Source organism: Rubripirellula reticaptiva, from assembly GCF_007860175.1.
GTDB lineage: Bacteria > Planctomycetota > Planctomycetia > Pirellulales > Pirellulaceae > Rubripirellula > Rubripirellula reticaptiva.
This window is the reverse complement of record NZ_SJPX01000002.1, coordinates 570,667-585,995: the sequence shown is the minus strand read 5'-3', so window position 1 is coordinate 585,995 and position 15,329 is coordinate 570,667. Positions and strand designations below refer to the sequence as shown.

Genomic DNA, 15,329 nt, shown 5'->3' with positions numbered 1-15,329 from the left:
GGCTAGGCTCGGTTGTCGCTGTGCGACTAAACGAGTTCTTCTTCGACTTGCAAATTCTGCAGCACTCGCTTGTAGTCCGTGGGCATCACCTTGACGCACTTGGCCTTGAACTCATCCCAGTTCGACAACGCCCAAGCGGCCACCTCGCTGCCTGTGAAGTCTGCATGCTTTTGGATAATTGCCTTCACTTCGGCTTCTTCCTCGGGTGTCTCGATTTGCTCGAGTTCAACCGTCGCCAGGTTGCAGTTCAGGTTGAAGTCGCCATCCTTGTCCAGGACGTACGCGATCCCGCCTGACATACCGGCGGCAAAGTTGCGTCCGGTCTTGCCCAGGCAAATTACACGTCCACCGGTCATGTATTCGCAACCGTGATCGCCGACGCCTTCGACGACTGTGATCGCGCCACTGTTTCGCACACAGAAACGTTCGGCCGCGCGGCCTCGCAGGTACGCCTCGCCGCTGGTCGCACCGTACAAGCAGACATTGCCGACCAGGATATTGTCCTCTGCGACAAAGCTCGCTTCGCGAGGCGGGAACACGATCACGCGTCCGCCGCTAAGGCCCTTGCCGACGTAGTCATTTGCATCGCCTTCGAGTTCGATCGTGACGCCGTGCGCCAAGAACGCACCCAGGCTTTGGCCTGCTGAACCGGTCAGTTCGATCCGAATCGTGTCATCAGGCAATCCCGCTTGGCCGTATTTCTTGGCAATTTCGTTGCTAAGAATGGTGCCAACGGTTCGGTTGATGTTGACGATCGGTGCTTGGATCACGACCGGTTCTCCTGTCTCGATCGCTGGCTTGGCAGCTTCTAACAAGACTGTCATGTCGAGCGATTTTTCAAGTCCATGGTCTTGCGCCATTGACTGGATCACGCCGACATCGTCGCTTGGCTTTTTGGCCGGCATCAAGATTTTCGTCAGGTCGAGACCGTCGCTCTTCCAGTGCTGGATCGCTTGATCAGTCTTCAGCATCTCGCTGTGCCCGACCATTTCATCAATTGAACGATAGCCAAGTTTCGCCATCCAACGACGAGCATCTTCGGCGACCATGAACAAGTAGTTGACGACGTGTTCAGGCTTGCCCGAAAACTTTTTGCGAAGTTCGACGTCTTGAGTCGCGATGCCAACCGGGCACGTGTTGAGGTGACACTTTCGCATCATGATGCAGCCCAGAGTGATCAGCGGCGCGGTTGAGAAACCGAACTCTTCGGCGCCCAATAGAGCAGCGATCACGACGTCGCGACCGGTTTTCAAGCCGCCGTCAGTTTGCAGAACAACTCGCGAACGCAAATTGTTCAGCACCAAGACTTGGTGAGTTTCTGCAATTCCGAGCTCCCACGGTAACCCTGCGTGCTTGATACTGGTCAGCGGTGACGCACCGGTTCCGCCGGTGTCGCCTGCAATCAGGATGTGGTCGGCGTGCGCCTTTGCGACGCCCGATGCAATCACGCCGACGCCGACCTCACTGACCAACTTGACGCTGACTCGGGCGGCCCGGTTGGCGTTCTTGAGGTCGTGAATCAATTGAGCCAGGTCTTCGATCGAATAGATGTCGTGGTGCGGCGGCGGACTGATCAGGCCAACGCCTGGCGTGCTGTAACGAATCCGAGCGATCGTTTGGTCGACCTTCTTGCCCGGCAACTCGCCACCTTCGCCGGGCTTTGCACCCTGCGAGATTTTGATTTGGATTTCGTCAGCATTCGACAAATACTCGATCGTGACACCGAAGCGTCCCGAGGCGACTTGCTTGATTGCGGATCGTTTTGAGTCGCCGTTTTCGAGCGGCTTGAATCGGATTGGATCCTCGCCACCTTCGCCGGTGTTGCTCTTGCCGCCCAAGCGGTTCATCGCCACTGCGATCGTTTCGTGTGATTCGGCGCTGATGCTGCCTAGCGACATCGCACCGGTGCAGAAACGCTTGACGATTTCTTTTGCTGGTTGAACTTCGTCAAGCGGAATCGATTTCGCATCGTCAATGTGGAAACCAAACAGACCACGCAGCGTGCATCGGTTGCGATTGTCTTCGTTGATCGTATGAGCGAATCGCCAGTACGCGTCTTCGTCGTTGTTGCGAGCGGCGACTTGCAGGTCCGAGATCGACTGAGGCGACCAAGCGTGCTTTTCACCTTCGGCACGCCAGTGGAATTCGCCCAAGTTGGGTAGCGCCGGCAGACGGTCGGACGTCTTGGTTGGGAAACCCAATTTATGACGACGCATGGTTTCTTCGGCCAAGATGTCAAACGTGACACCTTGGATGCGGCTGGCGGTACCGACGAAACACTTGTCGATAACGTCGTCGCAGAGTCCGAGTGCTTCGAAGATCTGTGCGCCTTTGTAACTTTGTAGCGTGCTGATGCCCATCTTGGCCATCACTTTTAGCATGCCCTTGGCGACACCTTTGCGATAACCGGCAACGACTTTGTCGTCATCGAGCGTCGGGGCCATCAAACCGTCGATGCGGGCTTGCCAGAGAGCTTCGAACGCCAAGTACGGGTTGATGCCGTCCGCGCCGTAACCGATTAGCAAGCAGTGGTGGTGAACTTCGCGAGCTTCACCGGTTTCAACCATCAATCCGATTCGAGTTCGTTTAGCTTGCGCGACCAAGTGGTGGTGCACAGCACCGACCGCCAACAACGCACTTACGGGAACCCGGTCGTGTGAGATTGCGCGGTCGCTAAGTACGACTAACTGGATGCCTGCGTCCGCGGCCGCTTCAGCTTCGGCTGCGATTCGGTCAATCGCTTTCTTCAAGCCTGCTTTGCCTTCGCTGCGATCGAATGTCGTGTCGATCACGCAGCTATGCCAGCCTTCGTAATCGATGTGCTTGAGAGCGGCGATTTCTTCGTTGGTCAGAATCGGATGGTCGACCAACAATCGGTGACAGTGTGCCGGTGTCGCCGACAACAGGTTTTGTTCCGGACCGATGTAGCATTCCAGCGACATGATGACTTCTTCGCGGATCGAGTCGATCGACGGGTTCGTCACTTGCGCAAAGAGTTGCTTGAAGTAATCGTAGATCATCCGCGGCTTGTCCGACAGACACGCCAACGCGCTGTCGTTGCCCATCGATCCGACGGGGTCGCGCAGTTCGGATACCAGCGGACGCAGCATGAAGTTAAGCGTTTCAGCGGTGTATCCAAATGCCTGCATGCGCGGCAACAGCGTGTCGCTGTCGAAACCGTGCGGTTCGTTTTGCGGGTTCAAATCCGATAAGCGGATGCGTTGCTCTTTGAGCCAATCGCCGTAGGGCATCTTGCGAGCGAAGTCGCTCTTGAGTTCTTCGTCGGGAATCAATCGGCCTTCGGCAAAGTCGACCAAGAACATTTTGCCGGGTTGCAGACGCCCTTTCTCTTTGACGATTGCCGGATCGACCGGCAACACGCCAACTTCGCTTGCCATGATCACGCGGTCGTCGTGTGTGATGTAATAACGACTTGGTCGTAGGCCATTTCGGTCCAATGTCGCGCCGATGTAATGTCCGTCGGTGAACACGATCGATGCTGGTCCGTCCCAAGGTTCCATCATGCAGCTCAGATACTCGTAAAACGCCCGCTTTTGTTCGGGCATGGTTTCGTGTTTCTGCCATGCCTCGGGGACCATCATCATGATCGCTTCTTGCAACGTGCGGCCGTTCATTAGCATGAACTCCAGCACGTTGTCGAACGTTCCCGAGTCGCTGCCGTTGGGCTCGATGACGGGGAATAGTTTCTGCAAGTCATCACCGAACAGTTCGCTTGCGGCCGAACCTTCGCGTGCTCGCATCCAGTTCTTGTTACCACGTAGCGTGTTGATTTCGCCATTGTGGCTCATGAAACGCAGCGGCTGCGCCCGGTCCCAACTAGGGAACGTGTTCGTCGAGAAACGACTGTGGACCATTGCCAAGTGAGTTTCAAAATCTGGATCTTGCAGATCAGGGAAATACGGCAAGACTTGGGCTGGCGTTAGCATGCCCTTGTAGATGATGACCTTTGACGAGAGCGAACAGATGTAGAACATCAGCGCTTGCTTTAAGCTGCTGCCCTCGCCACGCAGGCGGTGGCTGGCTTGCTTGTGAATCATGTACAGCTTGCGATCGAACGCATCATCCTTTAGGTCGCCTGCGGCGCCAACGAAAAGTTGTTCGATGTAGGGTTCGCTGTTGCGAGCGGTCGGGCCAACGTCCGCAATGTCAGTCTTTTGTGGAACGTCGCGCCAACCAATGAAGGTCTGACCTGATTCAGCGATCAGTTCTTCGATTGTCGCTTTGCATTGCGCCCGCTCGTCGGTGTCTTGTGGCAAGAAAACCAAGCCAGCGGCAAATTTGCCCGGTTCAGGAAGGTCAACACCCAAGTCTGACTTCGCGACTTTGCGAAGGAATTTATGAGGCAGGCCGCACATGATGCCGCTTCCGTCGCCAGTGTTGGTTTCGCAACCACAGGCACCGCGGTGGTCCATGTTCTGAAGAATGGTGTCGGCATCAATCACGTTTTGGTGGCTGGGGACACCCTTGATGTGAGCGATGAATCCAACGCCGCAGGAATCTTTTTCGAAATTTGGGTCGTACAGGCCATGGGCCGGCGGCAAGTGAAACAGAGGAGTCTTCACGTTCGTCGTGTCGTTTTGTGGATTACCGTTATTCATCTTTCCTGCTCGTTTCTAACTAGAGTTGTGTTGCCGTACAGCGTGGCCTGGTCGTTGGTTTGCGGCGCTGACTGCGGTAGGTCGCAGTGAATTGCACCGGAGAATACTCGCGACTCAAGCAACGATCGAAGTGCCACTCCCGGCCTCGATCGAACCACCGTCCACACCAGCCTTCCTGCTGGCGGATTTGTTCCGTATTTCCGAATCGATATCGCGCCCGAGCAATAGCGATCCAAACTCGCTTGCGGCTCGACTGAGACGTCCTGATCGACGGAATATCATTCCGAGCGGACGCGTCATGCGCCACTCTTTGCAAGCCACCACTCGTAATGAGCCAGTAGCCGTTTCGCGGCGCACAGCCGCCTCTGGGATAATTCCCATGCCACGATTGGCTTGAATCGCCCGGATCATCGAGTCGACGTTGTCGAACTCCATACGCACGTTGACCGAAACACCAGCTTTGGATAAACAGCGGTCGATTTCTTGTCTTAAAATAAGTCCGCGGTCGAACCCGATCATGTCCGCGCCACGAAGTTGATTCAGTGTGATTTCGTGGTTAGCCGCCAGCGGATGCTCAGCCGAACATACGATCCGCATGGGTTCTTTCTGCCACGGAATGCACTGAATTTGCTTGGTGCTTCGGGGGAAGCTTACCAAACCAAAGTCAACTTCGCCCTCCGTCGTCATTTCAACGACGCGGTCTGCCGATCCGAATTCAGTGTTGACGTCCACTTCGGGGTGGACGCGAGCAAACTCGTCCGTCGCTGATGGCATGTAGCTGAGTCCAACCGAAACGATCGTCCCAATCGTGATTTGGCCGCGAAGCACACAGCTAATGCTGCGGACTTCTTTTTCGAGCCTCTGATAGCTCCGCAGCACACCGCGCAGGCCACGTAAGTAAGTCGTGCCCTCGGCCGTTAGCACCAGCGGGCGTTTCGATCGGTCGATCAATCGCACGCCCAGGGATTCTTCAAGATGCCCGATCGCTTGGCTGGCCGCGCTCTGCGTCAAATCGTGAGCAGCCGCAGCTTTTGAAAAGCTGCGTTGTTCGGCGATGGTACAGAAAAGTTCAAGCGTTCGGAGGTGCAACGGAGCAGGCTACCATTATTAATTTTAATACAGCGGTTTTTAGCATGAAAGCCGTTGATTGCAAGGTAGATCGCAAGTCCGTTTGCGTCAATAGGCGCGGCGAGTCGAAGTGATGTTGCTAGGCGACTGCGCCGCTACGCCACCGTCGCGGCAGCGTGAATGCGTACAGTACCGTGATCGTGCCCGCGGCCAGCGATGCCCACGGCATCCATTCTTTGGGCTGCCAAACGCTGACGTTGCTGGACGGACTGCCAGCCGGATTGATAAAGGAGGACGGCTGGGTATCGGCTGCAGCGTAGAGATTGGCGCTTTCGATCAATAAGAATTCGACACCCAGAATGATCGCCATGATGCCTAGCGCGATGATTAAAGAACGTCGCATCGAAATGTCACTCGCTAAATTTGGAAAGCCAACGGGTCCAAATGAAGGGATCGGCATTTGCTAGCAATCGGCTGTCGGCTTTTCCAGCGAGGCCGGAAAGGTCGCAAAATCCGTGGTTGCGATATATTCAGCGTCGACGCCATCGCGAGGTGGCACGTTGCGAACAGGAATCGAGTGGTTGTGCCACGTTTATTGGGAAGTCGCAGGTGAGGCCCTGTTCTATGCCTAGTCCAAGTATCGCTTCGTTAGTCCTTCGTAAGCGTCGATTCGGCGGTCTCTCAGGAAAGGCCAGTGAGTCCGGACCACATCGATATCGTCGATTTGGCAATCCGTAGTGACGACACATTCTTCAGACGTGCCAGCTTGGGCGACCACCTCGCCGCGCGGGGAGGTGATGAACGACGTTCCCCAGAACTCCAGCCGGCCTTCGATGCCGACTCGGTTAGCGGCACCGAGCCACAACCCATTGGCGATCGAGTGAGCTCGCATCGACGTTTGCCAAGCATCTTGCTGGCCGCTGCCGAACTCGTCTTTTTCTTCGTCTATCCAGCCAATCGCGGTCGGATAAAGCAGGATCTCGGCACCGGCAAGTGCGAACAACCGCGCCGCTTCGGGATACCACTGGTCCCAACAGATTCCCACGCCGAGTTTCGCGTATCGAGTCTGGATTGGCGTAAATCCAAGATCGCCAGGCGTGAAGTAGAACTTTTCGTAAAATAACGGATCATCGGGAATGTGCATTTTGCGGTAGATGCCCGCGATACTGCCGTCGGCGTCAATCACGGCGACCGTATTGTGGTAAAGCCCCGGTGCTCGGCGTTCAAATAGCGGCGCGACGATCACGACGTCGTGTTGAGCAGCAATCTTCGATAGCTCATTGGTCGACGGGCCCGGGATCGATTCGGCCAAGTCGAACATGCAGTGGTCTTCCGATTGGCAAGGATAGGGGCCGGTAAACAACTCTTGCAGACAAATGACTTGGCCGCCGTCGCCGGCTGCCTCTTCGATCCACTTTGTTGCCGCCGCGATGTTGGCGGAAACGGAGCCAGCGTCTCGCATTTGAACTAACGATAGGCGAACATTGCGTCCCACGATCTGGTCCTTCATCTAACAATTGAAACGAAACGGAAACAAAATGATGTTGTCGCCCCAACATCCTACGCCTCTAACGCTCTTCTTTGCAGGCACCGATACGGACGTGGGAAAGACCTTCGTGGCCTGTGCCGTCGCCCGGGCACTTTCTCGATCCGGCAAACGAGTCGGTGTCTATAAGCCGGTCGCCAGCGGATGTCGCGACGAAAACGGGACCCGCATTGCCGATGACGCCACCGCATTGTGGCAGGCGGCTGGATGTTCGGTCTTAATCGATCAAGTTTGTCCGCAAAAGTTTCTGGCGCCACTTGCGCCGCCCGCGGCGGCAGAAGCCGAAGGAACTTGTGTTGACGCGGCCCTGCTTCATCGCGGGGCCGATGCGCTTCATGACCAGTGCGACCTGCTGATCGTCGAAGGCGCTGGCGGCTTGTTCAGCCCGTTGGCCGACGGTGTGCTGAACATTGATTTGGTGAAACAGTTTGTCGGCGCAAAGGTAGTGATCGTTGCCGCAAATCGATTGGGTGCGATCCATCAAACTTTGGCGACGATCGAAGCGGCGAGGCATCGCGGTGTGAATCCGGCGGGCCTGATTTTGAATGACATAACAGGCACGTCTGATTCGTCAATCCAAACCAACGCATCGCAAATTAGGCAATTTACCGACGTGCCGATCTTGGCCGAGTTGCCCTACCGTCATTTCGATTCAGATGGCGAATCAGCCGGTGCTTTATCTTCGTTTAACTTCGACGATTTCTTTTCGACAAAGTTCATCGACGCACTGTTCATGCAGTAGCGTTTTCCGGTCGGCTTTGGACCATCGTCGAACACGTGTCCCAAGTGTGCATTGCAGCGCGAGCAGTGGACTTCGGTTCTCGTGTAGAAAAGATAGTTGTCGGTTTTGTAGCCAACGTTCTTATTGTCGGCCGGCGCATAAAAGCTTGGCCAGCCGGTGCCCGACTTGAATTTCGTATCGCTGGTAAAAAGTTTTTGACCGCACACAATGCAAGTGTACTCGCCCTTGTCTTTGTTGTTCCAGTATTTGTTGCGAAACGCAGGTTCGGTGGATTCATTTTGCGTCACATCGAACTGAATTCGGGTTAATGATCGGCGTAGTTCTTTTTCACTCTTCGGGACGTAGATTTCTTTGTCCGCGGATGCACTTCGCTCGTTGGGAGCGTCCGAAAATTCTGTTTGAATTTTGGCTGAGCTTTCGTCAGCTGCGACACGATGATTTGGATCAGTGACGCACGTGATAAGAGTCAGCAGCGTGGTCAGCGAAAGGATATGGCGAAGCGTCATGGCGCGGCTCCATCAAATTGCGGGGGGACAGGCGGGGGAAAGCAAAATCGACCTGCTCGGACGGCACATCGACTTTGGCTACAATGCGGAAACAACTCCATCGTCCGTCATTAGCAATATTCTAAGCCCCGATTCACTATGTCGCACGTCGAATTGCGGGACATTCACTCGATGTTGGGGGGAGTGGACATCATAAAGGGACTGAATTTTCGGTTTCCGTCTGAAAACGCGGCTCAGGATTCGAATCCCTACATCGTGCTTTTGGGGGCTAGCGGCTGTGGAAAATCGACGATGCTTCGCATCATCGCTGGGCTATTGAAGCCGGATTCTGGTGAGGTGGTGATCAGCGGCAAAGATGTTTGTGGAGTTCCATCACGCAAACGAGATGTATCGATGGTGTTCCAGCATGATGCGTTGTACCCGCATCTGACCATCAGCCAATCGCTCGACTTATCGGCTCGTCGAATCGCCGATGCTGAGGGTCGTAAAGCACAGATCGAACGGGCTATCGAGCTGACCGGGATCGCTCCCTTGCTACAGCGGCGGCCCGACCGCCTTAGTGGCGGTGAAATCCGCCGTGCTTCGATCGCTAAAATGATCGCGAGAAAAGCGACGGTACGTTTGCTGGACGAACCACTGTCGGCGCTCGATGGGCCCGTTCGTCAAGTGCTTGCTCGCGACTTGCGACTGCTTCATGACGATCAGCTCGGCACCACCATCCATGTGACCCACGACGGCAACGAGGCGATGCGTATGGCCGACGCGATCGCAGTGATGGATAACGGAGTGATCGTGCAGTTCGCGCCGCCGACCGAAATCTATGACCGTCCGGCGTCGATCAACGTGGCTCGTACCATCGGTTCGCCGATGATGAATTTCTTTGCGGCGTCCATCGATCGAGATCGTTGGACGTTTCAGAGTCCGGCGATTCAGTTGGACACAGGGTTTCCGTTTTCGTCGTTTCGGACGCAACGTGAAATTGTTGTCGGTGTTCGGCCCGAGCATTTTGAAATGCAGTCCAGCGGTGACGCGGCTTTACGGATTTCGATGCCGGCGAATGAAGTGGCTCACTCTCGGGTGAGCGAAAGTACGGAGATGACTTCGTTACTCGATCGTGAAGCCTTCACGGCTGTAATTTCTCGGCAAGCCGTGGCATCGTCCGATCCGTTTGTCTTCTCGGCGTCGCAGGAAGACCTGCATTTTTTTGATGCCGACACTGGGCTGCGAATTGAAAGCGGTGAATCGCTTGCTCGCTGAAATGACCATCAGCAGCAATGACGTGATCTCGATGTTGCCGATCGCGGCGATACTCTGCTTCGGGATCTTCGTGCAATCGGCGGCTGGATTCGCAGCCGGCTTGTTGATCGTCCCGTCGCTGTTGTGGTGCGGCTTTACGATCCCGGCTGCTCAGTCGGCTTTGTTGGTAGCCACGATTCCACAAAATATTTGGGGCGTTTGGTCGTTTCGCAAGGACATCGTTCCTCGCAGTCTAGTTTGGCCGGCGGTTGGTCGCGTCGCCATGTTGCCGGTCGGCGTGTCGATCTTGTACTCAATGGATTCGTTGTCGACAGAAACGATTCGGCAGATCGTTGGCGCCGCCGTTTTGATTTCAACCTTAGCGATTGCTTGGTTCAAACCGCTGCCCCGAACGCATCTGCATCCTCTTTGGGCGTGGTTGGTGTTTCCTGTTTCTGGATTCTTGCAAGGCATCGTGGGGATGGGAGGCCCAGTGATGGTGTTCTGGGTTCAGGCACATGATTGGGACACGAAACGAATTCGTGGATTCTTGTTCGGCATGTATCTGATGAGCATCGTGCCAGGACTGACCATTTTGTATTTCGCGTTCGGCGATCGGATCATCTTGCCTGGACTATTGGCGACTGCGTCGACGCCGGCGCTATGGATCAGCTCAGTCTTAGGTCTTCGGTTGGGAACTTGGCTTGGCCGAGATCGATTGCGAACGCTGACGCTTATGCTGTTGTTGCTGTTGGGGGTTTCCGGATTGGCCGCACCGTGGCTTCGCTAATGTGGCTTCGCAGTACCGGTTTCTATTGCTTGAAATGTCGGCTCTGTCGTTTGATTCGGTGCAAATCTTCGTGCTTGGTGAGGATGCCCCAGTCAAGTGCTTGGTCTTGCTCGTATTGCTTACCTAGCGTGAGTGCGATCGAGGCCTTTGCCATCTCGTAGCCCAGATAGAACGCGTGTCCGGGATCAACGTTGTCCGAAACACTTTCCTGCATCAATCGCTGGAACAGTCGAAAAGGATCATTGTCTCGCAAATGCAGTCCCGCGGAAATCAAATGCAATTCGTTGTCTTGCGCAAAAAGGCGGTAGTTGTTGTCTTTCACCGAATTAGCTAATGACGATAACGCATCGCTCGGATACGGACGAAGACGCGAGTCTCGCAGCATCACTAGTCCATCTGACAAGCGTTTGGGAGGAATGCCGTGTTTGAGGCTGTAGTGAGTCAGACGCCTGGCGAGGTCACATTCACGAACCGAAGAACGCGCCCAGTTGATCACCTGGGTTGTCAGCACGCTGTGGATCTTCAGTTCTTCACAGATTGCCAACAGCATGAAGTTAAGCCCCGCCGAATCGACGTCCGACAACTCGGTCAAGTTGCCGATCCCCATCATCATCGCAGCGTCCGGATAAGTTGCGCGAGTTTGCGCATATCGAACAAGACTATCGGCGAATCCACTTCCGATCGGTTCAAGGATGGGGTCCAAACGAAAGGGAACGTTGCGTGACGACAAAAATTCGATGGTTTTTTTAAAACTTTTTTCGTCCCCAGGAACGTCGGGAATCGCAACGACTTCGCATCCCCAGTCGACCGATGCATCGCGATTGGAAGCGTTCACCGACAACACCAACGAAGCGCCGCGCGACGTCGCTTCGCTTGCTTCCCACGTATCAAATGTATCGACCGAAACTCGTAGTCCTTCGTCGACGATCGCCGCAATGTAGTCGCCGATCGAAACGCATCTTGTTGATGGATCGCAACCAAAATCGATCACGTTGGCGCCGTCGTTACTTAGTCGTTTCGCTGCTTGGACGACTTCGTTGATTGAGCGACGCGGCGCGTGATTGATTTCAGCAATGATGTCGATCGTGTACTCGCCAAATTCCTCTTGGATTTGTTTTCCGCCAAACAGTTCGGGCATTGCCCGGCAATCGTTAGGGCCGCAAATTACGGGGATTGCCAGCGTGCCGGATAGTTCCGCGATTCCGTTTTCGCAATAGCCTGGTACGATCACATGAGTTGCTTGGTCGGGTATCTCGAGGTGTCGTTTCAACCATCGAGGCGTCATCAGAGCAGCGACGGTGATCGGCATGACACCGATCGAATAGGCGAACGAATGTTTGGTGGAAAGTTCATCGACGATCGACCGCACGGCGGCCTCGGCCAGACGTCCGGTGACGAAGTGGTAGTGATGATTTGGGGCGGCTTCGAGAGTCGTTTTCATCGTTGCCGTTTCATGGGATCAGAGGATTGCATCGGTGACATTCTAGCTTGATTGCGCTCGTTTGCAGCGACGGCCAAGGCAACGATGCAAACTTGTTTCTACGATCGTGTCATTTCGTTGTCATCAAAAAACAGATTGGTCAGCATCGTGTCGCTATTGACTCACGTTGCCGGTACCTTAAAACTTCTGGCTACGAGAGATCCGTCGATCAGCGGGCAATGCATTTTGTCAGCTGTCGTGGCCGGGATCTCTCGTTTTTTTATGCGCTGATATCTGTCCGTTCGTCTATCGGTGTTTGATCCTCAATGACTGATTCAAACGCAAGTTCTCGACAAGCCGATTCGCTAGGGGCCACAATTCGGCACGCCGCGATGCAACGAGTCGATTCGTTGGTTCTGGTTTGGTTGCGTTTTGCCGTTGCGGTGGCGGTCTACGTTTGGGCCGATAGTTTCTTGCAAGACGAAACCTATCGAGCGGTGTTCGTCGATGCACGCGTGCTGCTGAAGTACCACGGTTTCGAATGGGTTGGACTGTGGCCTGGTGATGGAATGCGTTGGCATTTCGTCGTTACTAAAATCGCAGCTGGGTTTCTGGCGATTGGTTTTTTGACTCGTGTGGCGTCGGCGCTGCTGTGCGGTTCAATCTGGTACGTCCTGTTGGTTGATTGTCAGATCTACGTCAATCACTATTACCTGCTGGCAATCACGGCGGGGTTATTGGTTTTCTTGCCGGTTTCCGGGCAATGGTCGGTTGATCGCAAGTTGGGGATTCAGCGGCCGAGTGAGACGTGTTGGCGATGGCAGATCTGGTTGGTTCGGTTTCAAATTGGCATTCCGTATACCTTCGGAGCGATTGCCAAGCTGAATGGTGATTGGTTTCGTGGGCAGCCAGCCCAACTGATACTTCGAAACCAAGACGCGGGTGCGGGGCGAACGTGGGCGGATATCCCAGGCATGGTCGACCTGTTCGTCTACGGTGGGTTCGGATATGACCTGATGGTGGTGCCAATGTTGCTTTGGCGCCCGACTCGCTGGGTCGCGGTCGTGATGTCGATCGGTTTTCATTTGACCAATGCGATGACGCTGACGATCGGCGTGTTTCCGTGGTTCATGCTGGCGACGCTCGTCGTGTTTTTTCCGCCCGAGACGTTGCGGCGACGGCTGCGTTTGTTTCTCGGAAATGATTCCCATGATGAACTCGAGGACACGCCGCCGGCTGCGGTTTCAATATCCCGAGTTACGCGTTTTGCGATCGGTGCAGCGATCCTTTATGCCATGATTCACTGTCTGCTGCCCATCCGGCCAGCCTTGTTCCCTGGCGACTCGAATTGGAACGAACGCGGTCATCGATTTGCTTGGCGAATGATGCTTCGCAACAAACAGGCACTGACTCACTATTTAGTAGTGGACCGCAACAGTGACGATTTTCTATTTGTGCCGTCGACCACCGTGCTAACGGGTTACCAGGCACAGCGAGCTGACCATCACCCCGAATTGATTCGTCAAACAGCAGTTGCGATCAGCGAAGCTGCGGCTGAGTTGGGGGTACCCGAGAATCGCGTCTATGCGCTGGCATTGGTGTCGCTCAACGGACGGCGTCCCAAACCCATGGTCGATCCATACGTTGACTTGACCGAAGTCCAACGCGGGTGGTGGCGTGATGGATGGGTTGACGATGATCTGGAACCCATGCAGGATCCACCTTGGACGACGCCAACCGAACAATGGTGGACGGTCTTGGAATTGCCTGAACCTTTCAAGGCACTGCGAGGCCGCACGCCGACTGAGTTGCAAGACTTTTTGTCGCGTGAAGCCACAAAAAAAGCCACGCCGTGAGGGTTTCACGACGTGGCTCAAGATTCTCATTCGCAGAGCGATTCTAACTAGTTTCTCAACAGTTCGGCGATACCGAAGGTGAAGAACGTTGAGAGACCAAAGTTGATCGCTTCCTCTTCGCACTTGTACTGCAGGATCAAAGTGTCGCCCGCTTGAACCAGCGGCCGGCTTCTTGGATCGTTGATCGCTGTCGACAAGTCGACTTCGATTGCGACTTGTCCACCGCATCCGTCTTTGCGAAGAATGTACAACATGGTTGGTGGCACACCCTGGGCACCCCGTCCAATCGACTGCCCGAACTGTTGAGCCGTACCACCAATGCTTGATCCAGCAACCGCGATGGCACCTAGCACGTCCAAGTCATAGTCACGTGGAAGCGGGAATTGACCACCATTGAGCAAGCCGCCGGTGTAGTAAACTTCTGTTTCACGCGATTCGATGTAAACGATGTCGCCGTCTTCAAGCACCACATCTTTTTCGTCAATGTTGGGAACAATTCCCGGCTTCAGTCGCAGCGGAATACGCAGGATCGAGTCGTCTTCGGGCAGTTTCGGTGGGCAAGCACAAGGGTCAAGCCGAATCGCTTGTTGCTGTGCGTGCCACTGCTGCATGAATTGGGCTCGTTTGCGTTGGTCGGCACGGTTGGCTCGCAAGACCTTCACTTCGTTCTTGGCGTTCAAACCTGGCAATCCACCAGTTTCAACCAAGGCGTGAAGGATGTCGTTCTTGTAAGCCGGAAGCTTGACCAAACCACCCGATGCACTTCGGTCGCTACCGCCAGTTAGATACTGTGACGACAGATTCTGAGTGTTCAGTCCACCGTTTTGCTGACCACCACCGTCCTCGCGAACCACGATAATGTCGTAGGTTCGTTCTTTGATGATCGTGACAATCGGGCGAGCCTTTTCAGGACGCAAGATGTCTTCGTCAATGTACTTGTCGCGGATTGCATCGCGAACTTGTTCGAGCGTCAGGCCTTCGACGTCGAGCGGTTCGATCAGCGGCAAGGACAACGTACCGTCGTCTTGCACAGCAATCGGGTAACCGATCGATGGTGGCAAAGTGCTTTCCGCATCGGGGAAGTTCACCGGCGGTGGTTCCGGTGGTTGGTTGGGTGGGTTGAAAGGCAAAACGCCTTCAACGTAAACACCCAAGATATCACCACCGGAGATTTGGTAGTCTCGAGGTGGCTCGATCGACAGCAACGCAATGTCGACGGGCACCAAGTCGTTCTTGGGCTCGGCAAAGAATTGCGGAGGCAGTCGATCGGCCGGCACGCCGTTGATCGGCTGCGTCAAAGCCGAGCACCCAGTAAGCGCCGTGACAACCATGCTGGTGGCAACGGCAGTCGTTGCGGAGCGGATCAAACGCCGTGTCCGCTCGACGGCTGGAAGTTTTGTTCTCATCCCTGAACTCTCTTGCTAGGGCTCGATTTTGAATGGCTGAAGTCCGTGGCACCGCCACCGACTTTCACGTAGGACCCAGGCGACGCCTTGGTCTTTTGGACGCAAAGAGTCGTTCTTTGCGTCACGGTTCTTTGCTCGCT

At 54.9% G+C, this 15,329-nt stretch carries 11 protein-coding genes; 4 read left to right on the top strand and 7 right to left on the bottom strand.

Going from position 1 to position 15,329, the window contains the following annotated elements; translation table 11 throughout:
* Positions 1-26: 26 nt before the first annotated feature.
* From gltB to Poly59_RS08405, 4 genes are all read right to left on the bottom strand, one after another.
* Complete coding sequence (gene gltB / locus Poly59_RS08420) at positions 27-4,619, bottom strand: glutamate synthase large subunit (RefSeq protein ID WP_146533642.1); 4,593 nt, start codon at positions 4,617-4,619, stop codon at positions 27-29.
* A 114-nt stretch (positions 4,620-4,733) separates the two neighbouring features.
* Positions 4,734-5,708: a LysR family transcriptional regulator gene (locus Poly59_RS08415; RefSeq protein ID WP_146533641.1), complete on the bottom strand. Its 975-nt coding sequence runs from the start codon at positions 5,706-5,708 to the stop codon at positions 4,734-4,736.
* Between the two features lie 118 nt (positions 5,709-5,826).
* Positions 5,827-6,090 carry a hypothetical protein gene (locus tag Poly59_RS08410; RefSeq protein ID WP_146533640.1) on the bottom strand — a complete coding sequence of 88 codons (264 nt, stop codon included), beginning with the start codon at positions 6,088-6,090 and terminating at the stop codon, positions 5,827-5,829.
* Positions 6,091-6,315: 225 nt separating this feature from the next.
* Positions 6,316-7,197 (bottom strand): carbon-nitrogen hydrolase, encoded by an 882-nt coding sequence (locus tag Poly59_RS08405; protein WP_146533639.1) that lies wholly within the window; start codon positions 7,195-7,197, stop codon positions 6,316-6,318.
* A gap of 28 nt (positions 7,198-7,225) precedes the next feature.
* On the opposite strand from Poly59_RS08405, the gene bioD reads away from it, so the two are divergent.
* Positions 7,226-7,975: a dethiobiotin synthase gene (bioD, locus tag Poly59_RS08400; RefSeq protein WP_146533638.1), complete on the top strand. Its 750-nt coding sequence runs from the start codon at positions 7,226-7,228 to the stop codon at positions 7,973-7,975.
* Here the strand turns inward: bioD and msrB are convergent.
* Positions 7,876-8,481 carry a peptide-methionine (R)-S-oxide reductase MsrB gene (gene msrB / locus Poly59_RS08395; RefSeq protein ID WP_146533637.1) on the bottom strand — a complete coding sequence of 202 codons (606 nt, stop codon included), beginning with the start codon at positions 8,479-8,481 and terminating at the stop codon, positions 7,876-7,878. The genes bioD and msrB overlap by 100 nt on opposite strands.
* 138 nt (positions 8,482-8,619) lie before the next feature.
* On the opposite strand from msrB, the gene Poly59_RS08390 reads away from it, so the two are divergent.
* Positions 8,620-9,738, top strand: coding sequence for an ABC transporter ATP-binding protein (locus Poly59_RS08390; RefSeq protein ID WP_146533636.1), 1,119 nt, complete (start codon positions 8,620-8,622; stop codon positions 9,736-9,738).
* Positions 9,719-10,507 carry a sulfite exporter TauE/SafE family protein gene (locus Poly59_RS08385; RefSeq protein ID WP_246151492.1) on the top strand — a complete coding sequence of 263 codons (789 nt, stop codon included), beginning with the start codon at positions 9,719-9,721 and terminating at the stop codon, positions 10,505-10,507. The genes Poly59_RS08390 and Poly59_RS08385 overlap by 20 nt, the downstream gene beginning before the upstream one ends.
* A gap of 22 nt (positions 10,508-10,529) precedes the next feature.
* On the opposite strand, the gene Poly59_RS08380 is transcribed toward Poly59_RS08385, so the two are convergent.
* The gene (locus tag Poly59_RS08380; RefSeq protein WP_146533635.1) at positions 10,530-11,948 is read right to left on the bottom strand and encodes a DUF6513 domain-containing protein; all 1,419 of its coding nucleotides are present in this window, start codon (positions 11,946-11,948) and stop codon (positions 10,530-10,532) included.
* Between the two features lie 305 nt (positions 11,949-12,253).
* Here Poly59_RS08380 and Poly59_RS08375 point away from each other — a divergent pair, with 305 nt between their 5' ends.
* On the top strand, positions 12,254-13,783 hold the full coding sequence (locus tag Poly59_RS08375; RefSeq protein WP_146533634.1) for an HTTM domain-containing protein: 1,530 nt from the start codon (positions 12,254-12,256) through the stop codon (positions 13,781-13,783).
* A gap of 47 nt (positions 13,784-13,830) precedes the next feature.
* Here Poly59_RS08375 and Poly59_RS08370 read toward each other — a convergent pair whose 3' ends face one another.
* Positions 13,831-15,189, bottom strand: a complete 1,359-nt coding sequence (locus Poly59_RS08370; RefSeq protein ID WP_146533633.1) for a polysaccharide biosynthesis/export family protein — start codon at positions 15,187-15,189, stop codon at positions 13,831-13,833.
* Between the last annotated feature and the right edge of the window lie 140 nt (positions 15,190-15,329).